23 protein-coding genes and 1 pseudogene are annotated in these 25,400 nt (G+C 59.4%); 14 read left to right on the top strand and 10 right to left on the bottom strand.

Going from position 1 to position 25,400, the window contains the following annotated elements; translation table 11 throughout:
• Window positions 1–110, top strand: a pseudogene (locus tag E5J99_RS16660) (IS5/IS1182 family transposase); the annotation flags it as partial.
• A 247-nt stretch (window positions 111–357) separates the two neighbouring features.
• On the opposite strand, the gene E5J99_RS16665 reads toward E5J99_RS16660, so the two are convergent.
• Window positions 358–738 carry a dodecin family protein gene (locus E5J99_RS16665; RefSeq protein WP_135498952.1) on the bottom strand — a complete coding sequence of 127 codons (381 nt, stop codon included), beginning with the start codon at window positions 736–738 and terminating at the stop codon, window positions 358–360.
• A 329-nt stretch (window positions 739–1,067) separates the two neighbouring features.
• Here E5J99_RS16665 and E5J99_RS16670 point away from each other — a divergent pair, with 329 nt between their 5' ends.
• The 7 genes from E5J99_RS16670 to E5J99_RS16700 all read left to right on the top strand — a co-directional run bounded on the left by E5J99_RS16670 (window position 1,068) and on the right by E5J99_RS16700 (window position 6,415).
• The gene (locus E5J99_RS16670) at window positions 1,068–1,832 is read left to right on the top strand and encodes a porin family protein (RefSeq protein WP_135498953.1); all 765 of its coding nucleotides are present in this window, start codon (window positions 1,068–1,070) and stop codon (window positions 1,830–1,832) included.
• A 275-nt stretch (window positions 1,833–2,107) separates the two neighbouring features.
• Entirely contained in the window at window positions 2,108–3,511 is a 1,404-nt protein-coding gene (fumC, locus tag E5J99_RS16675) for a class II fumarate hydratase (RefSeq protein ID WP_135498954.1), read from the top strand.
• Between the two features lie 142 nt (window positions 3,512–3,653).
• Window positions 3,654–4,250, top strand: a complete 597-nt coding sequence (locus E5J99_RS16680) for a GNAT family N-acetyltransferase (protein WP_135498955.1) — start codon at window positions 3,654–3,656, stop codon at window positions 4,248–4,250.
• Window positions 4,243–4,647 carry a diacylglycerol kinase family protein gene (locus tag E5J99_RS16685; protein ID WP_210114468.1) on the top strand — a complete coding sequence of 135 codons (405 nt, stop codon included), beginning with the start codon at window positions 4,243–4,245 and terminating at the stop codon, window positions 4,645–4,647. The genes E5J99_RS16680 and E5J99_RS16685 overlap by 8 nt, the downstream gene beginning before the upstream one ends.
• A gap of 39 nt (window positions 4,648–4,686) precedes the next feature.
• The gene (locus E5J99_RS16690) at window positions 4,687–5,154 is read left to right on the top strand and encodes a DUF6970 domain-containing protein (protein ID WP_135498956.1); all 468 of its coding nucleotides are present in this window, start codon (window positions 4,687–4,689) and stop codon (window positions 5,152–5,154) included.
• Between the two features lie 57 nt (window positions 5,155–5,211).
• Complete coding sequence (locus tag E5J99_RS16695; protein ID WP_135498957.1) at window positions 5,212–5,709, top strand: DinB family protein; 498 nt, start codon at window positions 5,212–5,214, stop codon at window positions 5,707–5,709.
• A gap of 97 nt (window positions 5,710–5,806) precedes the next feature.
• Window positions 5,807–6,415: a thioredoxin family protein gene (locus E5J99_RS16700; protein ID WP_135498958.1), complete on the top strand. Its 609-nt coding sequence runs from the start codon at window positions 5,807–5,809 to the stop codon at window positions 6,413–6,415.
• 72 nt (window positions 6,416–6,487) lie between these two features.
• On the opposite strand, the gene E5J99_RS16705 is transcribed toward E5J99_RS16700, so the two are convergent.
• The 3 genes from E5J99_RS16705 to E5J99_RS16715 all read right to left on the bottom strand — a co-directional run bounded on the left by E5J99_RS16705 (window position 6,488) and on the right by E5J99_RS16715 (window position 11,493).
• A complete protein-coding gene (locus E5J99_RS16705) occupies window positions 6,488–7,102 on the bottom strand; it encodes a DUF4382 domain-containing protein (RefSeq protein WP_135498959.1) in 615 nt (204 codons plus the stop codon).
• 342 nt (window positions 7,103–7,444) lie between these two features.
• A complete protein-coding gene (locus E5J99_RS16710; RefSeq protein WP_135498960.1) occupies window positions 7,445–8,293 on the bottom strand; it encodes a DUF4382 domain-containing protein in 849 nt (282 codons plus the stop codon).
• Between the two features lie 116 nt (window positions 8,294–8,409).
• Entirely contained in the window at window positions 8,410–11,493 is a 3,084-nt protein-coding gene (locus E5J99_RS16715) for an AsmA family protein (RefSeq protein WP_135498961.1), read from the bottom strand.
• A gap of 304 nt (window positions 11,494–11,797) precedes the next feature.
• On the opposite strand from E5J99_RS16715, the gene E5J99_RS16720 reads away from it, so the two are divergent.
• On the top strand, window positions 11,798–12,832 hold the full coding sequence (locus tag E5J99_RS16720) for a PorP/SprF family type IX secretion system membrane protein (RefSeq protein WP_210114469.1): 1,035 nt from the start codon (window positions 11,798–11,800) through the stop codon (window positions 12,830–12,832).
• 68 nt (window positions 12,833–12,900) lie between these two features.
• Entirely contained in the window at window positions 12,901–14,163 is a 1,263-nt protein-coding gene (locus E5J99_RS16725) for an SUMF1/EgtB/PvdO family nonheme iron enzyme (RefSeq protein WP_210114470.1), read from the top strand.
• Window positions 14,164–14,246: 83 nt separating this feature from the next.
• Here E5J99_RS16725 and E5J99_RS16730 read toward each other — a convergent pair whose 3' ends face one another.
• A complete protein-coding gene (locus tag E5J99_RS16730; protein ID WP_135498963.1) occupies window positions 14,247–14,948 on the bottom strand; it encodes a ComF family protein in 702 nt (233 codons plus the stop codon).
• 189 nt (window positions 14,949–15,137) lie between these two features.
• On the opposite strand from E5J99_RS16730, the gene E5J99_RS16735 reads away from it, so the two are divergent.
• From E5J99_RS16735 to E5J99_RS16745, 3 genes are read left to right on the top strand one after another with little or no spacing between them, the layout of a single operon-like run.
• Window positions 15,138–15,515 (top strand): carboxymuconolactone decarboxylase family protein, encoded by a 378-nt coding sequence (locus E5J99_RS16735; RefSeq protein ID WP_135498964.1) that lies wholly within the window; start codon window positions 15,138–15,140, stop codon window positions 15,513–15,515.
• A 1-nt stretch (window position 15,516) separates the two neighbouring features.
• A complete protein-coding gene (locus E5J99_RS16740; RefSeq protein ID WP_245319055.1) occupies window positions 15,517–15,888 on the top strand; it encodes a hypothetical protein in 372 nt (123 codons plus the stop codon).
• A 27-nt stretch (window positions 15,889–15,915) separates the two neighbouring features.
• Entirely contained in the window at window positions 15,916–16,680 is a 765-nt protein-coding gene (locus tag E5J99_RS16745) for an exodeoxyribonuclease III (RefSeq protein ID WP_135498965.1), read from the top strand.
• Window positions 16,681–16,761: 81 nt separating this feature from the next.
• Here the strand turns inward: E5J99_RS16745 and E5J99_RS16750 are convergent, their stop codons facing one another.
• The 5 genes from E5J99_RS16750 to thrA form a co-directional block, all read right to left on the bottom strand.
• On the bottom strand, window positions 16,762–18,021 hold the full coding sequence (locus tag E5J99_RS16750) for a protoporphyrinogen/coproporphyrinogen oxidase (protein WP_135498966.1): 1,260 nt from the start codon (window positions 18,019–18,021) through the stop codon (window positions 16,762–16,764).
• Between the two features lie 267 nt (window positions 18,022–18,288).
• The gene (locus tag E5J99_RS16755; RefSeq protein WP_135498967.1) at window positions 18,289–18,975 is read right to left on the bottom strand and encodes a c-type heme family protein; all 687 of its coding nucleotides are present in this window, start codon (window positions 18,973–18,975) and stop codon (window positions 18,289–18,291) included.
• 83 nt (window positions 18,976–19,058) lie between these two features.
• Entirely contained in the window at window positions 19,059–20,354 is a 1,296-nt protein-coding gene (gene thrC / locus E5J99_RS16760) for a threonine synthase (RefSeq protein ID WP_135498968.1), read from the bottom strand.
• Window positions 20,341–21,297, bottom strand: a complete 957-nt coding sequence (locus E5J99_RS16765; RefSeq protein ID WP_135498969.1) for a homoserine kinase — start codon at window positions 21,295–21,297, stop codon at window positions 20,341–20,343. The genes thrC and E5J99_RS16765 overlap by 14 nt, the downstream gene beginning before the upstream one ends.
• Window positions 21,298–21,329: 32 nt before the next feature.
• The gene (thrA, locus tag E5J99_RS16770) at window positions 21,330–23,774 is read right to left on the bottom strand and encodes a bifunctional aspartate kinase/homoserine dehydrogenase I (protein ID WP_135498970.1); all 2,445 of its coding nucleotides are present in this window, start codon (window positions 23,772–23,774) and stop codon (window positions 21,330–21,332) included.
• A gap of 401 nt (window positions 23,775–24,175) precedes the next feature.
• On the opposite strand from thrA, the gene prfA reads away from it, so the two are divergent.
• Complete coding sequence (prfA, locus tag E5J99_RS16775; RefSeq protein ID WP_135498971.1) at window positions 24,176–25,246, top strand: peptide chain release factor 1; 1,071 nt, start codon at window positions 24,176–24,178, stop codon at window positions 25,244–25,246.
• Window positions 25,247–25,400: the final 154 nt, after the last annotated feature.

Raw genomic sequence — 25,400 nt, forward strand, 5'->3', positions numbered from 1 at the left:
TCTTCAGCCGGCTCAAGCAGTTCCGCCGCCTGGCCACGCGCTACGACAAGACGGCCAGCAGCTTTTTGGGAATGCTGCATTTCGTTTCTGCCTTACTCTGGCTCCGGTAATTGTCCGTACAACCTAGAGCGTGTTTGAAATTTTTCACAGAAGTCTATTCCGCCATAATAAGCTTGTCGAAGCATCTCTACCGCAATGGCAATCAAATTACGGTAGCGGTAGAGATGCTTCGACAAGCAGACGCCGGATCAGGCAGAACACGAAAAGTAACAGCTCAGGCACGTTCTTAAAGCAGGGTTCTTGATTCTGCTACGCTACACTCCGGATGGCAGATGTAGCGAACAAAAACCTTTGTCACTAGCCGCTGTAGCCGCCGCCGCTTTGGGGCTCGGTGGCGCTGCCGCCGGGCTCTACGTCGCGGGGCAGGTCGGGCTGGGTTTTTACCTGCACCTGGCTGTAGTCAGGCGTGCCGTCGCCGGCCGGAATGGGCGTGTCGGCGGCACTGGCGGCGGCAGGAGCGGCAGCCCCCGCTTTGTGCATTACCTCAAAGCTGATTTTGGCCGTGACGCGGTACTCCACGATTTTATTGTCGCGCACCCGGCAGCTTTGATCCTTGATATAGATAGACCGGATGCCCTTCACGGTGGCACTGGCCTCGGTGAGGGCGCACTGCAGGGCATCTTCGAAGCTCTTCTCGGAAGAGGCCAGTACTTCAATTACTTTTTTGATCGTGCTCATAGCGCAGAAAGGCGTTTAGTTGGGAGTAAGAGTTGGGAAAGAGTGTACGCAGACCGGCCGCAAACGGCTAGCAACGGCCCGGCACAAGCAGATTTCCTTTTTAGCAACGCCAGCACCCGCCCCGGCTCCTGCGTATTTGGCGGCCTACTTATAGAAGTAAAGAGCTGATTTACATGGCCTACAACCCCATCATACTTCCGCAACGACCTGGATGTACGCCAACTGGCACGGTTTTGTAATACTCCCTCCTCGAACGCCCGTCGCCGCAATGCGCGCCCCTCGGTGGCCGGCTTCTTTTTCTTCCCCTTTCCTCCTATTTTCCCTTTGCTATGAACTCCAAATGCCTTTTCGGGCGCTTGGCTGCGGCCGCGCTTTTGCTCACTACTTCCGTTTCCGTGGCCCAGGCGCAGGTGCGCCGCGCTCCTTATGCTACCGCCCCGGCCCGGCCGGTCTATTCGGCACCGGTGCGGTCGGCAGCGGCCACGCCGGGGGTGCAGTTTGGGCTGCGAGCCGGGGCCAACGTTTCCGACTGGTCGGGTGATGCCGTGCAGAGCGTGATGGACCTGGCCGGCTACGTCGACGGAGCCGTGACGAAGGAAATGAAGCCGGGCTTTCATGCCGGCCTCTATGCTACTATTCCCCTCGGCCCCGGCTTCGCCATCGAGCCCGGCGCGTCGTACTCCGAAAAAGGCGCGAAGCTTGTGGGCACGCTCCCCTTCGAGCAGTTTGACTTTCTGAATGCCCGCGTGACGGCTACTTCGCGCATGGCCTACATCGACGTACCCGTATTGCTGAAGGGCTATCTGACGCCCGGCCTTTACCTCTTTGGTGGACCGCAAGCTTCGTTTCTGGTCAGCAACAAAGTGCGGGTTGAAGCCGGGGCCCTGGGCTTCAAGGCTTTTCAGACCGACTTCGACGTGAAAAACCAGTTCCGCGCCGTCGATTTCGCGGTGGTAGGTGGCCTGGGCTATCAGTTCGACGGCGGCTTCGGCCTGAGCGCGGGCTACGACTTTGGCCTGTCGTCGCTGGACAAAAACAACCGCTTCGACGCCCAGAACCGCGTCATCAAAGCCTCGGTGAACTACTCCTTCTAACCTCACCCCCGGCCCCTCTCCTCGGGGAGAGGGGAGCCAGACGCTCGTTGCGCGTTAAAGCTGAATGTCGCTCAATGACAATCAACTCGTACCCCTGAACAATCATCCCCTTTCTCCCGAACTCACCCCTCTGCCCGAGGAGAGGGGCCGGGGGTGAGGTTCGCGCCGGCCCCGTTGCTTCCGCAGCGGGGCCGGTGTCTTTTTGGGTTTGGAATTCGGGTTGTTGCGTACTTTTACCGCTACCAACTACGGATACGTCACTTCATTCCCGCTACATGCAATTCCGCACCGAGAAAGACACCATGGGCACCGTGCAGGTGCCCGCCGACGCCTACTGGGGCGCCCAAACCCAGCGCTCCATCGAGAATTTCCAGATTGCACAGGATATCAACCGCATGCCCAAGGAAATCATCCGGGCCTTTGCGTATCTGAAGAAAGCGGCGGCCCTCACCAACCGCGACGCGGGCGTGCTGACGGCCGAAAAAGCAGAGCTGATCGGCAAGGTGTGCGACGAAATTCTGGCCGGTAAGCTCCACGACTCTTTCCCGCTGGTAGTGTGGCAAACCGGTTCGGGCACGCAGAGCAACATGAACGTGAACGAGGTAATTGCCTACCGGGGCCACGTGCTGCAGGGCGGGCAGCTCGCGGATGAAAAGAAGGCGCTGGCCCCCAACGACGACGTGAACAAGTCGCAGAGCAGCAACGACACCTTCCCGACGGCCATGCACATCGCCGCCTACCAAACCCTGCTGGAAGTCACGATTCCGGGCATCACCAAGCTGCGCGACACGCTGAAGCGCAAGAGCGACGAGTTTATGCACGTTGTCAAGATCGGGCGCACCCACCTCATGGATGCCACCCCGCTGACGGTGGGCCAGGAGTTTTCGGGTTACGTGTCGCAGCTCGACCACGGCCTGCGGGCTATTAACCACACGCTGGCCCACCTCTCCGAGCTGGCGCTGGGCGGCACGGCCGTGGGCACCGGCATCAACACGCCGCCCGGCTACTCCGAAGACGTGGCCAAGCACATTGCCGACCTCACGGGCCTGCCCTTCATTACGGCCGAAAACAAGTTTGAGGCCCTGGCCGCCCACGATGCCATTGTGGAAGCCCACGGCGCACTGAAAACGGTGGCCGCCTCGCTGATGAAAATTGCCAACGACATCCGCCTGCTGGCCTCGGGGCCGCGCGCGGGCATCGGCGAGCTGTTCATCCCCGACAACGAGCCCGGCTCCAGCATCATGCCCGGCAAAGTGAACCCCACGCAGTGCGAGGCCATGACGATGGTAGCGGCCCAGGTGATGGGCAACGACGTGGCAATCAACATTGGGGGCATGAACGGCCACTTCGAGCTGAACGTGTTTAAGCCGGTCATGATTTACAATTTCCTGCATTCGGCCCGGCTCATCGGCGACGTGTGCGTGTCGTTCAACGACCGGTGCGCCGAGGGTATCCGTCCGCTGGAAGACAACATCCGCAAGCACGTGCAGTCATCCTTGATGCTGGTAACGGCGTTGAACCCGCACATCGGCTACTACAAAGCCGCCGAAATAGCCCAGACGGCCCACAAAAACGGCTCGACGCTGAAGGAAACCGCTTTGCAGCTCGGCTACCTCACCGAGGAGCAGTTCGACGAGTGGCTGAAGCCCGAAGACATGGTGGGCGAGATAAAGAAGTAAGCCTGATAAACCTTAGGCGCGTCATGCTGCGCGCAGTCGAAGCATCTCTCCCGCAGTAGTCATTCGATTACCAGGGCACGCGAGATGCTTCGACTCCGCGCAGCATGACGTTCCGGTTTTACCCTTTCCTGCCTTCTCACCCATGGATTGTTCCCGCTGCATTACGCTCGAAAACGCCCGCGTCCGGCTCCGGCCGCTGGAAGCTGCCGACTTTGAGGACCTGAAAGTGGTCATCTTCGACGATGAAGTCTGGCGATTCACAACCATGCCCAACCCTGGCGACGCCGTGGGCCTGGCGGCCTACCTGACCCAGGCCATGCAGGACCGGGAGAAGCACGCCCGCTACCCGTTCGCCATCATCGACCGGCAGAGTGGCCGCGTGGTGGGCAGCACCAGCTACGGAAGTTTTGCGATGCCCGATAAGCGCCTCGAAATAGGCTGGACGTGGCTGGGCCGCGACTTTCAGCGCACCGGCCTGAACCGGGCCGCCAAGCATCTGCTGCTCAAATATGCTTTTGGGGAGCTGGGCTGCGAACGGGTGGAGCTCAAAACCGATGCCCGCAACTGGCAGTCGCGGGAGGCCATGCGCCGCATGGGGGCCACGGAAGAGGGTACGCTACGCAGCCACATGTTCGCGCAGGGCGGCCTGCGGCGCGACTCGGTATATTTCAGTGTTCTGAAGCCCGAATGGGACGCGTTGCGGCAAACGGTGTTCCGCGAATTCGACGCCCGTGGCTAAGCCCCCGGACAGCTTGCTGCGGCGGCGCATCGCCAGTTTTGGCCATGCCTTGCGGGGCGTGGCGGCGGCCCTGCGCTCCGAAGTGCACCTGCGTTTTCATGCGGTGGCTACGGTCGTCGTCATTGGCTTGGGCTTTTACCTGGGCATTTCCCGCGTCGAGTGGGCCTTGGTAGCGTTGGCCGTGGGCACGGTGTGGTCGGCGGAGCTGCTGAACACGGCTATTGAGGCTCTTACCGATCTGGTGTCGCCGGAATACCATCCGCTGGCGGGCCGGGCCAAGGACGTAGCGGCAGGAGCCGTATTGGTCGCGGCCCTGGCAGCGCTGGGCGTTGGGCTACTAATATTCGGGCCCCGCGTGTGGGCGTTGCTGGGCCCAGCAGGCAACCCCGCGTTTTAGTGGCCGTTCACTACTTTTGCGCCCTCTAATCCCCGTACCATGCGTTTGCTCTTGTCTGTTGCCGTCGGTTCGCTGGCGGTGCTACTCCATACTGGCTGCCAGCGCGGCGTGACCGTGAAGACCCCCACCGACCCGCCCACAACGGGCAGCGTGAACGGCAGCAGTACGCCTAACCCAACCAGTGCCAACACCACCAGCCTCCCCCCAAGCAAGGCGGTGGCTTTCGATACTACAGCTCGGCCCCGTTGGCTCGAAGACCGGATTCAGAAGCACCTAGCTGAGCCCAAGCAAAATCCCATTGTGCAGGTGACGCGCTACCGCTACAAGGGTGAAGTAGTGTATTACGAAACCCTGGGCTGCTGCGACCAGTTCTCCAACCTCTACTCTGCTAAAGGAGCCATTATCTGCCACCCTGAGGGCGGCCTGACCGGCCGGGGCGACGACCAATGCCCCGACTTCAACAAAAACAAAACCGGGGAACTGCTGGTTTGGCGAGACCCCCGATAGGACAGAAAGCCCCGTGGCTGCTGCCCACCTTTGCCTTTTGCATTCATTTTTACCCTTATGATCAATACCAACGAAAAGCTGGGAGCCTACAACGTGTGGGCGAACGAAACCCTGCTCAGCCACCTCGACGGACTAGTAGCCGCGGGTCAGGAAATACCAGCCGTGTGTCTGCGCCTGTTCAGCCACGTGCTCAATGCCCAGGCCATCTGGATTGCCCGGCTGTCGGATACCAAAAGCCCAGTGAAAGTGTGGCAGGAGCACGATTTGGCCGGGTTGCACCAGCTCCACGAGCAGACCTCCGCGCAGCTGCACCAGCGTATCAGCACCGCCAATGAGGCCGAGCTGAACCGGCAGATTTCCTATACCAACTCTGCCGGCGAGCCGTACACCAGCCAGGTATCGGATGTGTTTACGCACGTGCCGATGCACGCCAACTACCACCGGGCGCAGGTAGCCACCCGGCTGCGCGAAAACGGGCTGGAGCCCATCAATACCGACTTCATTACGTACTGCCGCGAGCTGTCGGCCGCCGGCCGGGAAACCGTAAGCCTGTAGTAAGCGGCTTGCTTCGTTTCGGCCAGCGCCCGGCGGTTCCTGAACCGCCGGGCGTTTTGCTGGTTACAGGTCACACTTCCCGTTCACCCTACTTGCTATGGCTACCCCCGTTTTGAGCGCTGAGCGCCTTGCCGCCAGCTATTCCTACGCCACCTACCGGCAGCTTATCGACGCGCTGCAGGCGGAGGGCAAAACCACTGGCCCGCAGCAGTCGCAGCTGCTCACCGACTATACCCACCTGAACGTGCAGCGCATGAGCCGGCTCGATAAAACAGTACAGCTGCTCCCCGAGCTACATACGGCACTGGCGACACTAGAGAAGCCCTACGTCTGCGTGGTTATCACCGAAGGCTGGTGCGGCGACGCGGCCCAGATTGTACCGGTGCTGGAGGCCGTAGCCCAGGCCTCGGCAGGCAAGCTCACGACTCATTACCTGCTGCGCGACGAAAACCTGGACCTCATAGATCAGTACCTGACCGACGGAGGCCGCTCCATTCCCAAGCTTGTGGTGCTGGAGGCCGACACCTTGGTAGAAGTAGCGCAGTGGGGGCCGCGACCGGCTCCGGCCCAAACGATGTTTCTGGAGTTGAAAAGCCAGCAGCTGCCATTCGAGGAGTTCAGCACGCAGCTACACGGCTGGTACGCCAAAGATAAGACCCAGAGTACGCAACAGGAACTGGCACAGCTTATTCAAACACTGAGCTAACACGCTTCCCCCATATGCCAAGGCCGCCCCTCCAGTGTTGGAAGGGCGGCCTTGGCATATGGCGGAAGCGTACTACCGTGCTTGGCCCAGCGTGTTGCCTACCGCTTGGGGTTTGGCTTCCGTATCGCCGCCCCAGGTTACCTGAATGTCACCATCCAAGACCGGTTTTAAGCCATACGAGCCATTGCCACGAGATACTATCTGCTTCTCAGGATCGATAGAAACCATTACGGCGTGCTGCATACGACTATGCACCCGAGCATTTACCTTGACCTTCAGCCCCGAGGTCTGGCCACTCGGCGTGTCCATAGCCACTACGCTGCCATCAGTCAGCGTGATGGTATTATTAGTACCCAATACCACCCGTACTTGCTTCACGGTACCAAGCTGGAAACCGGAGGTGAGAAATAAAGGGGAGTTTATGGTCCCCGAATTCAATAAATTCCGCACACCGGGCTGCACATCGGCAAGCGCGACCCAATGGCCGGTTTTTTCGTCTGCATCCTGACTTACTTCCACGCGCAACACATCGATGTTCACAGCCTGGTAGCCTGGTTCTTCCGGCTTCGGCTTAGCAGCGGTGGCAGTGGCTTGGTCAGCTACTGCTACTTCCTGCAGAGCGTCTTCACAGCCAGTCAATACAGATCCGGCTAGCAACAAGCCGACAAAGAGTAGGTGAGTTTTCATAAAAGCGGTGGGGTAACAGGTGAAGTGAGACTTGGACGGTTCAAACGTAGAAAATTATAGCCAATATAAAAGCATGTGCCAAGACAAATATTTTTGTATTGCATTGTTCCTGAATCATATAACATAACAACGTAAAGTCAGCTATGCTCTCTCATATTGGGAATCCGGACCACCTACGAAGCTCGACCACTTCTGGATTGCATGCTACAGCATTGCAGACCGCAAAATCTGTGCGTGCTTCGTAAGGATAGTAGGCTGGCTAGCTGGCAATGGTTAATAAAAAAGGGCCTGACTGTGTTAAGTCAGACCCTTTTTTATTGACCATTGTTACTTGGTTGCTACTTACTTAAGCAAGCTAATCTGGCTCATATCGGTTGCTTGATTGTTGGTTACCACCACACCCGAGCGTGTTACGGTCTGGTAAGCCGGCTGATTGATGGGCGCGACTGTAGTCGGGTAAAACTCGACGCGGTAGGTGCCGGAGGGCAGCGCCTGCAGCTTGAACGCGCCGGTAGCATCAGCCGAGGTGCTGAAGGTATCGGCGGGCGTGAGCGACGAGCGGATGGCTAAAATCTGGGGCAGGGCAGCCGCCGGCGTTACCTGGCCATAGAGGCCACCCGCTACGTCCTGGGCTACCAGACGAATAACGGGCTTCAGCAGAAACCGCTCCTTTTTGTCGTTGCCGGGCTTCCAGTTGCCGCGTTCCACAATGGACTTGGCCACATCAAAGTCGAGCAGCAGCTGGAAAGTCTCCCGCTGCCGGAGGGACACTTTGTCCAGCTTCAGCTTCACGCCCGAGCTTTGGCCGCTGGGTGTTTTGAGCGCATAAACCTCTCCATCACGCGTTGTCACGGTGCTGTTCGGGCCCAGAATCAGGCGAATCTCCTTCAGGTCGCCGGCCGCAAAGTCGGTGCTGACCAGCAGAGCCGAGCGTCCATTCACGTAGTCCAGCACGTTGATGGCCTGGGGAGTGAAGGGCAGAAACTGCCAGCCCTTAGGGTCGTTTTCGTCTTTCAAATGCACTTCTATCTGCTGCACATCCAGACTCACGCGGCTAAAGTCGCCAGGAGCATCGGTCAGGCGAACTTCGAGCTTGGCGTTGCCCTGCGTATCGGAGGAGCTGTCTTTGGAGCAGCCAGCCAGGCCCAGGCCGGCCAGTAGCGTTAGCGAAAAAAGCGTTGTAAACTTCATACGGGAAGAGGGTGAAGTGAAAAAAGAGGGGGTAACGCGGGTCTTGTACGCACTACCCGCTTCTTCGTTTCAGACAATAATCAGTCCGGTTTTCCGCCAACGCTCTTTCTTTCCTTCTATTGCCCGGCTTTCGTGGTATCCGTCGGAGCCGGATCCGGGTCCGGAGCTTTGGCAGCCGGCTTCTTGGGCTTGCCAAACAGGTTGCCCAGCGTTTGGGTAGCCTGGCTCTTGAGCTTGGCCTGGGCTTCGAGGCGCTTCTTCTCGATTTCCAGGCGGGCCTTTTCTTCCAGCTCAACCCGCTTGCGGTCCAGCTCCTTGCGGGCACTATCCTGGGCAACCTGCGTAGTGGCGGCCAGCTTGAGCTTGGCATCATTTACTTTGCTCTGCACCACGCTTTGCACGAGGCTCTTGGCCACGTCCTTGGCCTGGCTTTTCACGCCGCCGGTAGTCAGGGCTACCTGCGGCGAGGTCATTGTTCCCCCGATTTTGAGGCCCAGCGTCACGCGCTCCGTACCCTTGATGTCCTGCACGCCGGTGAGCTGAGTGAGCCTGGCATTCAGCGCGTTGCCTACTTTACCGGTTGGCACGTCGAGAGCCATAACGTACTCCAGCGCCCCGCCGATGTTGGAAGATCCGCCCAGGGTGCTCTTGATCTGACCGATAGTAAAATCGAAAGGCTTCACGATGAAGTTACCGTTGATAAGCTCGGCGGCCACATCTTTATTGTTGACGGCGAAGCTTTTCAGCTCCTGCAGCTGAGTCAGGGAGCTGATTTTGGTGAGCACCGGCGAAGCACCCACGGCCGCCCGGATTACCTCAAACAGGCCCTTACCAGTGAGTGTGCTGTAGACCGGCATCATGTCCTGGCCCATTTCGCCGCTCACGTTGAAGTTGGTCGAGAAAAGACCCTGTACCTGCGAGGCCAGCGGCACCAGCTTCTTCACCGAATTGAAGGCGTTGAAAGCATTCTGAAAGTCGAGGTTCTTGATGTTGAGGCCCAAGTCGAACCGAGGGTGAGCCAGGTTTTTACTGGAGTAACTGCCGGTGGTGGCGAAGGTGCCGCCGAGCGTAGTAAACGTCAAGCCATTCAGATTTACGGCCTGGTCGCGCACGGCCACCGTGCCTTTCATGTTATCCAGCTTCAGATTGTCGTAAATCACCTGGCCCACGTTGGCATTCAGGGTCAGGTCGAAAAACTGCGGAATTTGCAGCACACCGTCGGCCTGCGTGGCAGCGGCAGGCGCTTTGGCCGCCGTGGTAGCCCCGGTGCTGGGCTGGCCGCTCACGTTGTCCACCATCCATTCGTTCACGTTGAAGCGGCGCGAGTTCACCGTCAGGTTGCCGCGCAGACTCTGGCCGGGCGTGAAGAGGTAGCCCATGTAGTTGGAAATCGTGCCCGAAGCGGCAATGTCGGACGAGCCCACAAAGCCCGTCATGTCGCGCAGCACAATCTGGTCGTTGTTGAAAGTGGCCGTGGCCCTGGTCACTTTCACGCCCTGGGGCAGGTCTTTGCTTTTGTAGGTCACGTTTTGGGCCTGCACAGTGCCCGAGGCTACCACGCTCTGGTAGCGGCCGGCTTCGATGTCAGCCATCTTCCCCTTGGCGGCCACGTTGCCGTTCAGGCGGCCCGTCACGGTCATGCCCTCCAGCGGAAATATTTTGGTGAGCTTCGTCAAATCCACCACGCCTTTGATGTCGGCGTCGAAGATGGGCTTGTCGATGTTCTGGGCAGCCACGCGGCCTTCCAGCGGCTCGCCGTCGAGCAGCATCCGGAAGCGGGCAATGTCGATGCGCGTGTCGTTTACCTGGCCGGTGCTGTTCAGCACCGTGCCGTTCAGGGTCAGGTTCTCAATCGGGGCCGGAAACTGCTTGCTCTTCACGTAGCCGTTGGTCAGGTTCAGCTTGGCATTCACCACCGGCATCTGGGTCTTGGAATAGATGCCCTTGCCCGTGGCATCCACGAACAGTTGTCCGCGCAGCACGAGGTCCTGCACCGGGTACACCTTCATCATTTCGGCCAGGTCCACGTTGGCTTTCACGCGGCCATCAATCTTCATTGGCTCCAGCCCATCCACGATGACGTTGCCATCCACCGGGTTTTTGCCCAGGTCCAGGTGAAACTGCTTCACGTTGACTTTCACGTTGTTGGTGAAGCCCGAGGGGTTATCTACGTTCATCTCCACGTTGATATTGCGGGCCGCCTGCGGCAATTGCGGGTAGTGGAACATGCCATTCTTGATCTGCAGGTTCACGCCATAACCGGGCATTTTCACCTCGTTCTGCACGCCCTTGAAGTAGCCGTCGAAAGCCACTTTGCCCTCGGCTTCCACGTCTTTAAACTGCGCGGTATACACGCCCGGCACCAAGCTCAGAATGTTCTTAAAGTCGGTTTCGAGGGCTTTGAACGTCAGATCATAGGTAATGTCGGTAGCATTGGGCAAGCCGATTGCGCCCTGAAACGACGCCGGAAAGTCGTTCAGCTGCACCTTGTTATCCTTGAAGGTAAATAGCATCTTGCCCAGGTCCATGGCCATGGTCACGTCGGCCATCAGCTTCTTCTTCGAGATATACTCGGTGCCGGCGTAGGTCATCGAGAGCTGCTCGGCCGTAGTCTGGCTCACGAGGTCAAACACGTTGCGGGCAAAATCGCCGGAGCCCGAGTGGTTCAGCCCGCGCATTTCCAGGCCGAAGGGAATGGTGCGGTCCTCGTAGCGCAGGTGGCCGTTCGTCACCTCCCAGCCCTGAATAGCCAGGCTCACCTGGCTCGTATCCTGCCCCTGGGCCGCCGCCGCCGAATCCGAAATCATTATATCCCAGTTGGCCCGGCCGCTTTTCAATATTTTGGCACTGATATCGGGCTGGTCGAGGGCAATGGATTTAATCTTAATTTGCTCGCCCCGCACCACGCTCATCAGGTCGAGGCCCACCCGGAAAGATGGCAGGTAGGCCAGCGTGTCGCGGGCAAACGAGTCTTGCCCGATAACGCGCAGCTGATCGATGCGCAGCGACAAGTCCGGAAAGGTGCTCAACAAGCTCAGGCTGACGTTGCCGGGGTCATATTCTACCTTGGCAGCGACCCGCTGCGCCAATTGCTTGTCGAGCGCCTGCTTGATTTTGTCCTTGAATAAGATAGGCGTGAGAGCCACCGCCGCCACCAGCACTACCAGAAAAATCAGTAGGCCTAAAAAGAATTTGCGCATGTGCGTACAAGTAAAAGAACAGAGACGAAAAGGGAGCCGGCCCGAAGCCGCAGTATACTCAACCTGCCGACAAAAGTAGCGCCGATACCAGCGTAACCCTTTCTGCAGCGCGAGGAGCGCGGCTCGAAGCTGGCTGTTACCAGCCTAACGGCCGACAGAAGCATGCTATTAGTCCGCCCGAAAGATGGATAATTTTGGCAGTCTACTACCAGTGCCCCAGCCGGCGCACGTACCAAAACAGAGTATCAACGCGTTAAGGAAGTTGCGTATGCGTACTGGCTATCTTGTTTCTTGGGCTGAAGTATTGGGCCGTTTGGGCAGCCGGCGGCTGGCCCGTGCGGTGCTGGTCGTGGCGGTCAGTCTGGCCGGCCGGGGCGTGGCGCATGGGCAGGATGCGTACTTCGCCCAGCCCTATGCCACGCGCCTGCATACTAACCCCGCTTTCACCGGCCTGCTCGACGACTACAGCCTCACCCTCAGCTACCGCAATCAGTTCCCGACCCTGGCCGGCACGTTCCAAACCAGCCAGTTGGCCGCCGACTACCGCTTCAAAGACCAACGGAGCGCCGCCGGCCTGCTGCTGAACCTGGACCGGACCGGCGAAATCGGCTACACCCGCATCGAAGTGGGCGGAACCTACGCGTACCATACCCGGCTTACCCGCCAGCTGAATCTGAGCGGCGGGGCACAGGCTAGCTACGGCAACCAACGCATCAGCTACAGCAATCTGGTATTTGGCGACCAGCTTGGAGCTGATGGCAGCGTGCAGGGCAGCACCCGCGAAACTCTTGATTTCAACCCCGTCAGCTACCTCACGCTGGGTACGGGCGTGTTGCTGTATACTAACCAGTTTTGGTTCGGCCTGGCTGGCCACCACCTCAACCAGCCCGATCTGAAGTTCCGCACCCAGGCCAAGCTTCCTCTCCGGTTGAACGTAAACGGAGGCTTCAAGCATTACTTCGTCCAGACTACTATCAAAAAACAATACCGCGAAATCAGCTTGTCGCCTACGGTGAGCTATACTAGCCAGGGCGGCAGCCAGCGGGCCGAAGCCGGTCTTTACGCCGTGTTGACGCCGCTCACGCTGGGCCTCATTTACCGGGGCGTACCGTTGCCCGGCGCCGACCAGTCGCAGCAGATTGTGACGGCAATTGCCGGGGTAAGTGTGGGCACTTTTCGGCTCGGTTATAGCTACGACGCCAGCCTTAGCTCACTGAGCGCCGACTTGGGCAGCGCCCACGAAGTATCGCTCAGCCTGCGGCAGTTCGATTCGCTGGAAGCGGCCTGGCGCCGGTTAAAACGCCGTAATTACCCGTCAATTCCTTGCCCGGCGTTCTAAATTTTCGTATTATTGCATCCAAATTGCCTTTCCTAAATCATTTTCTCTCAGGTAGTTTCAACTTGATCATGAATTTTTCCAAGTACCTGCGTTTCGCGGTCGTAGGAGCCTGTGCACTGGCTTCATGTAAGGGTGGACCGCCCACAGCCACTAAGCCTGGTAAGTACAGCTCGACGACGGGCATTGAGTACAATACCGAGGAAGGCATGAGGGTCGCCGACTATCAGGGCATTCCTGAAGGACCGGGTCTGGTGTTCATCGAAGGCGGCCGTACCGTACTGGGCACGCAGGAGGAAGACGTGACCATGTCGCACGACAACATCGAGCGCACCGTCACAATTGCTTCTTTCTACATGGATGAGGCCGAAGTGGCCAACATCCACTGGCTGGAGTACCTGCACTTTGTGCGCAAAGACTCCTCCGAGGAAATTTACCAGCGCGCTTTGCCTGACACCACGGTGTGGGCCCGCGAGCTGTCTTTCAACGACCCCTACGTCGATTATTACCTCCGGTATCCCGGCTTCCGCTACTTCCCCGTAGTGGGTGTTAGCTGGTTACAGGCCAACGACTTCTGCACCTGGCGCACCTCGAAGGTGAACGAGCGCCTGGCTATGGATGGTGACGACGGCAGCTCGGCTCCCAAGGCACCGAAAAAAGGCTTATTTGGCCGGAAGAAGAATGCCGGCGACGCGGCTGAAGGTACCGACACGGAAACGGGTGGCGGCTCTAAGATCTCCATCGAGAACGGCAACACGCTGCCCAACTACCGTCTGCCTACGGAAGCAGAATGGGAGTACGCGGCGCAGGCTCTCATCGGAACCCAGGAAGTGGGCAACGAAAACCAGGAGAACAAGCGCATTTACCCGTGGGATGGCCGCCAAGTGCGGAACCCTTACGGCAAGAGCATGGGTACTTTCCTGGCCAACTTCAAGCGTGGCCGTGGTGACTACGCCGGTATTGCCGGCAGCCTGAACGACGGTGCCATGATTACGGAATACGTATACGCTTATCCACCAAACGATTATGGCCTCTACAACATGTCGGGCAACGTGAACGAGTGGGTGCAGGACATCTACCGTCCGCTGTCATTCGAAGACGTGGAAGATTTGAACCCCTTCCGTCGTAACGGCTTCCTCGATCCATCGGAGAAGTACGACAAGAAAAACTACCAGTCGCTTATCGATGACCACGTGCGCGTGTACAAAGGTGGCTCGTGGCGCGACGTAGCCTACTGGCTCTCGCCCGGCACGCGCCGCTTCATGGCTGAAGATTCGTCTACGGCTGCTATCGGCTTCCGCTGCGCCATGATTAACGCTGGCTCGAACAAGTAAGCGTCTTCGCTTCGACTACAATGCCCCAGTCTCGTAAGAGGCTGGGGCATTTTGCTTGTCGTGAAAGTCAGAAGTGGCATGGGCTACTGCTCGGCGCAGGCAATGGTGGCGATGCTTACTTGGCTACAACCGGCGGCTAACAGTACAGCTACGCAGGCTTCCAGAGTGGCGCCCGTTGTCAGCACATCATCCACAACCAATACCCGCTTACCAATAATTACTTCCGGCTCAGCCACTTCAAACACCGTCGCCACATTTTGCCACCGTTGGGCCCGGTTCTTTTGGGTCTGGGAGTCGGTATGCTCCGTTCGGCGCAGGGTGGTAGCACTCCAGGGCACACTCAGTCCGCTCGACAGACCTTCGGCGAAGCTGTCGGACTGGTTAAAGCCGCGCTTGGCCCGCTTTCGGCGGTGCAGCGGAACCGGGATAATCAGGTCGAAATCCTGATTGATCCCCTGCTGGGTCAGCTCGGCACCGTACCAGCGGCCCAATACTTCGCCTATTTCGCGCTGGCCCTGGTACTTAAGCTGGTGCAGCAGATGCTGTACCCGCCCGTGCCGCAGGAAGCGCAAATAGCTCAGAGCATGATGCAGCGGCACTTTTCCCCAAAAGCGGCGGGCCAGCGGATTATCTTTTTCGGCCAGCTTGTGGTAGTCGGTGTAGGGCAGCTGGGCCCGGCACAGCGTGCAGATATGAGTTTCGCCCCGCGCCAGCGTGTCGGAACACGCCAGGCAGGTCTGGGGAAAAACCAGCGTAAAGAAATCGGCGAGTAGCGTGGGCAACATAGTAGATACTAGAAATGGGAAGCGGTAAGAGTAGTGGTAGAAAAGGTAATGATTTGGCGAATATACTGGCAGTAAAAAACGGGGAGCGAGACGAATAGCCTATCGAAACTGAGTAGCCGGCAGCAGCAGGCGACTTTTGTGCCTACTTTCGTGTTTATAGCCCAGACCACCCTACAGCAAGTTGCTACTATGAGCCAAGTCACCGAGTTTAATGAGTACCGCCAGCGCATGAATGAGAAAATCATGGCGGCGGATAACAAAGTCATCAAGCGCTTTTTCAACCTCGACACCAATACTTACCAGGCGGGAGCCGTGGATGTGAAGACCAAGGAGATGTTGGGCCTGGCCTGCTCCATGGTGCTGCGCTGCGACGACTGTATCAAGTACCACCTGGGCAAGTGCCACGAGGAAGGCCTCAGCGACGAGGAAATCTACGAGGTGTTCGCCATTGCCAACCTCATTGGGGGCAGCATCGTGATTCCGCACTTCCGGCGGGCCGTGGAGTACTGGGAAATTCTGAAGGAGGAAGCGACTCCGGCTGCCCCACCGCACCACCACGACGCGTAGCATGGCGCCGCTCCATACCGAAGAAACCGAAGCCCAGTTTGAAGCCCGCTGGTGGCAGCTGATGAATGAGATGCGCGAGCGGTTTGGCAAAAAGCCCGACCTGAATGCCCTGCTGCTGCTTATTGGCGTGCAGGAGTTGGGCCAGGGAGCCGGGCCTTTTACCAAGGAGCAGAAGCAGGATCTGATGCACATTGCCACCTGCCGCCTCTTCAGCTTATCGGGCCACTATGCCCTCGACCATGTAGATGCTGAAGGCTGGCCCCATTACCAGCTGGTGCGCCCGGTGCCGTTTGCCAACCTGAAAGAGCAGGAGCGCATGTTGAAGTGGCACATGCTGGAATACTTCGACGCCTTCATGAAGGAGGATGAATAGCTGTCATTTACCTGAGTGTCTGCGCCCTTGAAAATCATTACCTACAACGTCAACGGCTACCGCTCGGCACTTAGCAAAGGCTTGCTGGACTGGGTGCAGGAAGCCAACCCCGACGTGCTATGCCTGCAGGAAATAAAGGCGGGCACGGCCCCCCTGGATGTGGCGGGCCTGGCGGCGCTGGGCTACCAGGCCTACCTGCATCCGGCCGTGAAACCCGGCTACAGCGGCGTGGCAACCTTCACAAAGATACCGCCGCAGCATGTGGAATACGGCTGTGGCACCGACTGCTACGATCAGGAAGGACGAGTGCTACGCCTGGATTTTGCCGACTGCTCTGTGCTGAACGTGTATATGCCCTCGGGCACGAGCAGCCCCGAGCGACAAGCCTTTAAGGTGGAGTGGCTGCACTTTTTTCGGCGCTATGTGCAGCAGCTCAAGGGAAGCGCGCCAGCCCTGGTAATCGGGGGCGACTTCAACTGCTGCCAGACCGATATTGACTTGCACAACCCGAAAGCCAACCAGAAAAGCCCCGGTTTCACGCCGGAGGAACGCGCCTGGTTTGCCGATTTCCTGGCCGATGGCTTCACGGACTCGTTCCGGCACCACCACGGAGCCGCGCCCGGCCACTACTCCTGGTGGACCTACCGTGCCGGCGCCCGGGCCCGCAACGTGGGCTGGCGGCTCGACCATCTGGTGGTTGACAAGGCATTGGAACCCCGCATTCACGCGGCCGGCTTACTGCCCGATGTCGTGCACTCCGACCACTGCCCGGCTTTCGTTGAACTAGTCTAACGCATTGCCTACAAATGCAATAGCCCGCCGGTATTTTGAATACCGGCGGGCTATTGTAGATACAAGCAGCCGCCAAAATAGCTAAGCCAACAACGCCTCGGCTACTTCCCGGCCCGAGGCCATAGCCGAGTTCAGCGACGGGTAGCCGGTGTAGTCGCCGCAGCGGTAAAGCGCATCGGTGAGCCGTACGGGCTGCTGCGCGGCTTGCCCGGCGGGATACACGGCCAGTGCCTGCGGGATATAGTAGGTGCGCAAGTGCTGCCAGTGAGCGGCAGCGGGCCCAAACCAGGCTGCCAGCTCCACGCGCAAGTGGGCGGTGAGCTCCGCTTCCGTCAGATTCTGGCTGCCGTGGGTGCTGACCGATACGAGTGTGCGCCCGGTTGGGGCGTAGGCGGGGGCAACGTGGCTAGGGAAAGCGACATTGTGCGCCAGCGAATTGGAAGCAGCATTCAGACGCAGCAGCTTATCGGCCGAAACCGGCGAGCGGTCGGCGGCAAAGTAGGTACAGGTGGTGCGCCGCCAGGTGGTAGGGTAGGCGGCACCCATGTCTGGTAGCAGCCGGGCCGCGGCCTGGCCATCGGTGGCCAGCACTACCGCCGCCGCGCTCAGCGTTTCGCCGCTGGCCAGCCGGATAGCAGAACCTTGAATGGACTCTACTTTGGTGAGAAGCCGGAGGCTGCCGGCGGGTAGGCGGGCAGCTAGCTGCTCAGGAATTTGCTGCATGCCAAGGGCGGGTATCGAAGCCTTGCCCTCCACGAATTGCTTGAATACAAATTCGAAGAAATTGCTGGCCGTGCCCAGGTTGCGGTCCAGAAAAACACCCCCGAAAAATGGCCGGAAGAAGGAGTCAATAATCTGCTCACTCCAGCCGTACTGCCGCAGAAACGTTAGCGTGTCGGAAGCAGAGGAAGTCAGCAGCTCCTGATTGGAGCGGCTTTTCACCCGTTGCACGAGGGCCAGAATACGCAGCTTGTCGGCGAGGGTACCAATGGGAGACGTGAGGGCTGAAAAGGCGGACAAGGGCTGCTCCAGTGGGTTGACCAACGTGGTCTGGCGGCCATCGGCGAGCCGGATAGCCGCGCCGGAGCGGAATGCCTGCAGCCGCAGCGCGCCATAGTCCAGCAGGCGCTGCACTTCCGGATACTGAGTTTGCAGCACCTGAAAGCCGCGGTCGAGTCGAAAACCATCGGGCGTCACGTCGGTGCGCACCCGGCCGCCTACGGCTTCGTCGGCTTCGAGTACCAGCACGGCGCGGCCCGCACGGTGTAGGTAGCTGGCACAGGTAAGGCCCGCCATGCCGGCCCCGATGATGACAATAGGCGAAGTGGAGAAGTGACTCATAGGTGGCTGAACTGCGAGAAGCAGGCGAAGGTTAAGCTGAAAAGTTACTACCCGTTGCTATTGACGGGTAGCTAACTGATGATCAGAAGATAAATAACCGGTCGTATGTAGACTGTGTCTGAACAGTAGGCTGGCTCTGGCTGCCACTGGCCACAGCATCCCGCGTGCAGTCGTTGGAGTACTACTCAGACGTCAACACGCGAGATGCTGCGCTACGCTTTGCATGACGACCTTGTTTTTGTCAGACTCCTTTACGGTCCTCATAGCTTAGAATAGCGGCTTGCGGGGCTTCATTATTTTACGCGTCTTCATCGTGTAGAACTCCGCTATGCCGTCGCGCGTGAACGTAACGTGCCACACGCCCAGCGCGTCGCCGAGGCGGTAGCCAGTGGCCTGGTCGGTGGGGTACTGCTTTTTAATCAGGGCATAATCGGCGGCGGCAATGTCCTTGCCCACCGTGCCATGACAGCGCAGGCATTGCGCATCGGCCAGCAAAATAGGCCGCTGATACGTGAACAGATTAGCCGTGGGGCGCTCCACCCGCCGGGTGGTATCGGGGCGCAGGTCGGCGGCCGTCAGCGGGGCCCGATTCTGCGGATTGCGCGGCCGAACGGAAACGCGGCGAACCGTAGCCTTGAGCGTGTGGGCCAGCGAATCGATGGCAACAAAGGTTTCGGGGCGACAGTACGGCAGGGCTCCCGCTACGCCGCCGGCTTGCAGTTGCGTGGCCAGTAGCCGCTGCAGTTCCCGGTCGGCGTGCCCGGTGAGCGAGTCGCCGGCCCAGCGCGTGGCGCGCAGCAGGTCGGCGGGCAGAATACGCTTCACGGCCATGTTTTCGAGCGTGGTGGCAATCTGCTTTCCATTTTTGATGTGCTCAATCTGGTCGGGGCGGCAGCCGGCCAACACACTCAGCACCACCACCCCACGGGCAACAACTTGACAGACGGAACGCATAGCAGCGGAAAAGCAGGAAAAAACGGGAACGGCAGCCGCCGGAATCAAGACTACAAACAACGCAAAGAATCAGAAGTTGGCCGCTAGCGGGCCAGCAGATATTCCCGTAGAGCCTCGTAGCGCGGCTCCAGCGGAATACTATGCGTAGGCTGCGTCAGCAACTCCCGTAGCGATTCGGGCAGCGGCACGGCCCGCCCAATCAAAGGCTCCACGACTTGCTGAAACTTTACGGGATGAGCCGTGGCCAGAAACAGCCCCCGCTGGCCGGGGTGCGTTTTCAGATGATCTTCCAGGGCCTGAAAAGCTACGGCTCCGTGGGGGTCCAGCAGGTAGCCAAGCTCGGTATATACGCGCCGAATGGTGGCGCTGGTCACGGCGTCGCTGACGGTGCAGCCACTGACCACGCCGTTGATAGCGGCGTGGTTTTGCGCGAAAAGCGCCAGCATACGGTCAAAGTTACTGGGGTTGCCTACATCCATAGCATTGGAAATAGTAGCTACGGCGGGCTGAGCGACAAAGCGGCCGGTGCGCAGGTAGCGGGCCACGGCGTCGTTGGCATTGCAGGCCGCAATGAAGTGCGCGACGGGCAAGCCGGAAACATGCGCCAGCAGCCCGGCGCACAGGTTGCCAAAGTTGCCGCTGGGCACGGCTATTACCGGCGGCTCGGCGTGGGGCCATTGCTGCGAGGCGAAGCAATAGTACAGCTGCTGGGGCAGCCACCGCGCCACGTTAATGGAGTTGGCCGAGGTAAGCGTGAGGTGAGTAGTAACGGCGGTATCGACGAAGGCTTGTTTTACCAGCTGCTGGCAGTCGTCGAAGTCGCCCTGCACTTCCAGGGCCGTGATGTTCTGGCCCAGCGCCGTGAGCTGCATTTGCTGGACGGGGCTTACTTTGCCCGCCGGATACAGAATGATTACCTCTACTCCTTCCACTCCCAGAAAGCCGTGGGCCACAGCACCGCCCGTGTCGCCGGAAGTAGCCACGAGCACCGTCACGGCCCGGGCTTGCCGGCGCGAAAAGTAGCCCAGGCAGCGGCTCATAAACCGAGCCCCCACATCCTTGAAGGCCAGCGTAGGACCATGAAACAGCTCCAGCGCGGCGAGCTGCCCGGTGACAGGTACCACAGGAAACTCGAAATCCACGGTTTCAGCGCAGATTCGGGCTAGCTCGGCGGCCGGTATCGTGGGGCCCACATAGGGCTGCATCACCTGAAACGCCACGTCTTCTTTGGGCCAGGATTTGAGCTGCCGAAGAAAGTCGGGCGAGAAGCGCGGAATACACTCGGGAAAGTACAGGCCGCCATCGGGCGCCTGGCCAGCCACGGTGGCGGACCGAAAATCGACGGCCGGCGCCTGGTGCCGGAGGCTATAATACTGCATTCGGAAGAAGCTTTTCGGTGGGCACCACCCGCACGCCGGTGGGGCAGATGGTCGTGACGTAGGTGTGAAAGTCGAGGCCCAAGCCGGTATACACATGGCGCATAGCGGCCGCCACGGCCTGCGCCGTAGCCTCGGTGCGGCTCAGCATAAAGATGGACGGCCCGGAGCCCGAAATGCCGCCGCCCAGCGCTCCGGCCAGCCGGCTCTGCTCTTTCACCGCCACGAAGCCCGGAATCAGAATGCTGCGCACGGGCTCCACGATGACGTCTTCCAGGGAGCGGCCGATCAGGTCGTAGTCGCCTTTGCACAAGCCCGCTACCAAGCCGCCCACGTTGCCCCACTGCCGAATGGCATCCTGCAGCAGCACGTCTTTTTTTAGGATCTGGCGGGCGTCGGAAGTCTTTATCTCAATCTGAGGATGCACCACCGTAACGTGCAGCGCGGGCGCGGGCAGCGTCACGATATCCAGCGTGGGCTGCGTGGCCCGGATCAGGGTGATGCCGCCATAAATGGCCGGTGCGATGTTGTCGGCGTGCTGCACGCCCGAGGCAACTTCTTCGCCGAACATGGCAAACCGCACTAAGTCTTCCCGGCTGAACATATTGCCCAACAGCGCGTTGGCTCCCACTACGGCCCCGGCGGCGCTGGCCGCGCTGCTCCCGATGCCGCTGCCGGGCTTAATGGCTTTGTTGATGCGAACTTCGATACCCGTACCAGCGGGAGCCGCGCGCAGCAATGCCAGCAGCGCCGCGCCGGCTACGTTGCGGCTCGGCTCGGTGGGCAGGTGGTAGTCGTCCTCGTTGAGAATAGTCACGCCCGGCTCAGTGGTCAGGCGCAGGTGCATGGTGTCGGCGGGCGTGGCCAGGGCAAACCCCAGCACATCGAACCCGCACACCATATTGGCAACGGTGGCCGGAGCCAGAACGGTAATGGAAGCGGACATAGAGTGGAGTTGGAAATCCGGAAAAAGCAGCGCTACGCCCGCGCCGCGCGAATAATATCGGCAAACACCCCCGAGGCCGTTACCTCGGCCCCCGCCCCTGCCCCCTTGATAACCAACGGCTGCTCGGCGTAGCGGTTGGTGTAGAAGAGCACCGCGTTGTCTTTGCCGTGCAAGGCATGAAAATCGTGGCCCGGCACAATAGTCTGTAGCCCCACGCTGGCCTTACCATCGGCGTAGCGGGCCACAAATTTGAGTTTTTTGCCCTGGGCGGTAGCAGCTTCGTACAAGCCCCGGAAATGGTCTTCGTGTACCGCCATCTGGTCATAAAAAGCCTCCACGTCTCCCTCCAGACACGATTCGGGCAGAAAAGATACGTTGCGAATATCCGCCATTTCCAGCTTCTCCCCCGATTCGCGGGCCAGGATCAGGATTTTGCGGGCTACGTCGGTGCCGTTCAGGTCGAGGCGCGGGTCGGGCTCGGTGTAGCCTTCGGCCTGGGCCTGGCGCACCACCTCGGCGAAGGGCCGCTTGCCATTATAGTGGTTGAACACGAAGTTGAGCGTGCCCGACAATACGGCCTCAATGCGGTGCACTACGTCGCCACTGCGCAGCAAGTCGTTCAGCGTGCCAATCACCGGCAACCCCGCGCCCACGTTGGTTTCAAACAGAAAGTCAGTATTAAATTCCTGCGCTAAGGCCTTCAACCGGGCATACGTGGCATATTCCGAGGAGCAGGCGACCTTATTGCAGGCCACCACGGCCACGCTTTTTTCCAGCAGGGCCGCGTAGCAGCCGGCCACGTCGGCACTGGCCGTAATGTCCACGAAAACCGCGTTGCGCAGGTTGCGGGCATGAATAGCGTCGACCAAGGTAGGCAGATGCAGCGGTTCGCCTTGGGCCAGGGCCTCTTTCCAGTCATCGAGGGCCAGGCCGTGTTCGTGTAGAACAAACCGGGAGCTGTTGGCCACGCCCACTACGCGCACCTGCAGCCCCAGCTTTTCCTGCAGATAGGCCTGCTGCCGCGCCAGCTGCTCCAGCAGCTTGCTGCCCACGTTGCCTACGCCCACCACGAAGAGATTTATCTGCTTGGCTGTCGCCTCAAAAAACGTCTCATGCAGCACGTTGATGGCCTTTTTTACGTCCTGCGCCCGAATCACAGTCGATATATTCTTTTCCGACGAGCCTTGGGCAATGGCCCGAATGTTGACCCCGTTGGTGCCCAGCGCCCCGAACATGCGGCCGCTGATGCCCGTGTGGTTCTTCATATTCTCGCCTACCAGCGCCACAATAGCCAGGTCGGTTTCCAGGTGTAGCGGCTCGACTTTGCCCACGGCTATTTCGTGGGCAAACTCCGCGTCGACGGCGCGCTGGGCTGCTGCCGCGTCGCGGGCGTTGACGCCCACGCTGATGGAATGCTCGGAAGAGCTTTGGGTGATTAGGATCACGTTGATCCGCTCCCGGGCCAGGGCCTCAAACAGGCGCTTGGAAAACCCGGGAATGCCCACCATGCCGCTACCTTCCAGGCTCAGCAAAGCCAGCTGACCGATGCTCGACAGCCCGCGCACGATGTGGCCGGTAGCCGGCGGGCTTACTTCTACCAGCGTGCCGTGGTCGGTGGGCGCGAAGGTGTTTTTGATCCAGAGCGGAATTCCCTGGCTCATGACGGGCTGAATAGTAGGTGGATACAGCACTTTGGCCCCAAAGTGCGACAGCTCCATAGCTTCCTGGTAGGAGATGCGCGGAATGGGTCGGGCATGGGGCACCAGGCGTGGGTCGGCCGTCATCATCCCGCTCACGTCCGTCCAGATTTCCAGGCGGCTGGCATGCAGCGCCCCGGCAAAAATGGCGGCCGTGTAGTCGGAGCCGCCCCGGCCCAGCGTGGTGGTAGCGCCCTGGTCATCGGCGGCCACAAAGCCCGGCACCACGTACAGCGCCTCGGGCTGCGCTACTATAAAGCGGCTGATGAGTTGATTGGTAGCGGCTAAATCGACGGTAGCGAAGCCGTGCTGGGAGTCGGTACGCAGCAGCTGGCGGCTGTCGTACCACCGGTGGGCCACCTGCTGGGCGCTTAGGCTGGCCGCTACCAGCCGCGACGAGAGCAGCTCCCCGAAACTCATCAGCCGATCCAGGGTGCGCGCACTCAGCTCGCCGAGCAGAAAAACACCGTTACAGATGGCTTCCATCTCGTTGCAGTGGGTTTTTACCAAACTCAGCACCGCACTTTGGCTTACGATGGGCACTAGTTCCCGCGCTACCTCCAGGTGCTGGGTTTCGATATGGCGCAGCCGCTCCCTGTATTCTTCTTTGCCGGCGGCGGCTAAGTAGCCCGCCTCAATCAGCGCATCGGTAATGCCGCCCATTGCCGAAACCACCACAATGGTCGTTTCGCGCCGCGCCGCAGCCGCTACCAGCTGCACTACTTGCCGAATAGCGCTGGCCGTAGCCACGGAAGTACCCCCGAATTTTAAAACCTGCATACCGATTGGAGTAAAAGAACACACGAAAAGCCCGGACCGAAGAGAAATCCGGAAGGGGATTTCCTCGGCGTGGGCTGCAACTCAAAAAACGGGGAAGAAGGTTGGTGCAGCCCGGTTACCGGGTTGTTGTGACCATACCAGTACCTGTGCTGCCGACAGGCAGGGCGCGGAAAAAAAAGCCGGTAGCGTTTCGCTGGAGCATATGCGCGGTGATGGTGGGCTCAAAGTAGTAAAATTTACGAACCGCCCTACCACGCTGTCTGCTTTTTACTGCCGCCGCCCACGCCTTTTTTCTGCTGGGGTTGTGTTGCTATATTCTGAAGCAACGAGGGAAAACGCGGCCGGTTTGGTCGTGTTTGTTTCCGTACCTTTGCATACAAATACACTTTCCCGAAGGCAAGATGCTAGATAAACTGGAGGCCATTCGCCAGCGCTACGAAGACGTGAACGAGCAGCTGATGCAGCCCGAGGCCATGAGCGACATGAAGCGCTACAAGACCTTGAACAAAGAGTACAAGGACTTGGGCAAGATCGTAACTGAGTACCGCAACTACCAGCAGGTGCTGTCCAATATCGAAGGCGCCCGCGAGGTGATTTCGACTGAGAAAGACGAGGACTTCCGCCAGATGGCCAAAGACGAGCTCGAAACGCTGGTGCCCGAGCAGGAGCGCCTCGAAGCCGTTATTAAAGACTTGCTGCTGCCCAAAGACCCCAACGATTCCAAGGATATCATCATGGAAATCAGGGCCGGAGCGGGCGGCGACGAAGCGGCTATTTTCGCCGGCGACTTGCAGCGCATGTATATGCGCTACGCCGAAAAGCAGGGCTTGAAAATGGACCTCATTGATGCCACTGAAGGCACCTCGGGCGGCTACAAGGAAATTATCATGGCCGTGAAAGGAGAGGATGTGTACGGCAAGCTCAAGTTTGAGAGCGGCGTACACCGCGTGCAGCGCGTGCCGGCCACCGAAACCCAGGGCCGCATCCATACTTCAGTAGCCTCCATCGTGGTGATGCCCGAAGCCGAGGAGCTCGATGTGCAGATCGACATGAACGACGTGCGCAAAGACCTGTTTATGTCGTCGGGCCCCGGTGGGCAGTCGGTAAACACCACCTACTCGGCCGTGCGCCTCACCCACTTGCCGACTGGCCTCGTAGCCCAGTGCCAGGACCAGAAGTCGCAGCTCAAAAACTTCGACAAGGCCCTACAGGTACTTCGCTCGCGCATCTACGAAATTGAGCTGGCCAAGAAAAACGAAGCCGAAGGAGCCCAGCGCAAAAGCATGATTGGCAGCGGCGACCGGTCGGACAAAATCCGAACCTATAACTACCCCCAGGGCCGCGTTACCGACCACCGCATCGGCTACACCGTACACAACCTGGCCAGCGTCATGGAAGGCAACATCGACGACTTTGTGGAGCAGCTGCGCATTGCCGAAAGCGCGGAGCGCCTGCGCGAAGGCGTTTCGTAGGCCAAGGCACTAAGCGGCAGCCCCACCCGTTTATCATCCTTTATCTGACTCCGCTTGCCAAGGACCTTACGCCAGTTGAACGAATCGTTCCAGCTAGATAAGATCCTTCCCAAGCGGACGTTAGATGAAGGATGACTCGTTTTTAAGTACCCTT

Origin of the sequence: Hymenobacter elongatus, assembly GCF_004745955.1 — a bacterium.
Lineage (GTDB): Bacteria > Bacteroidota > Bacteroidia > Cytophagales > Hymenobacteraceae > Hymenobacter > Hymenobacter elongatus.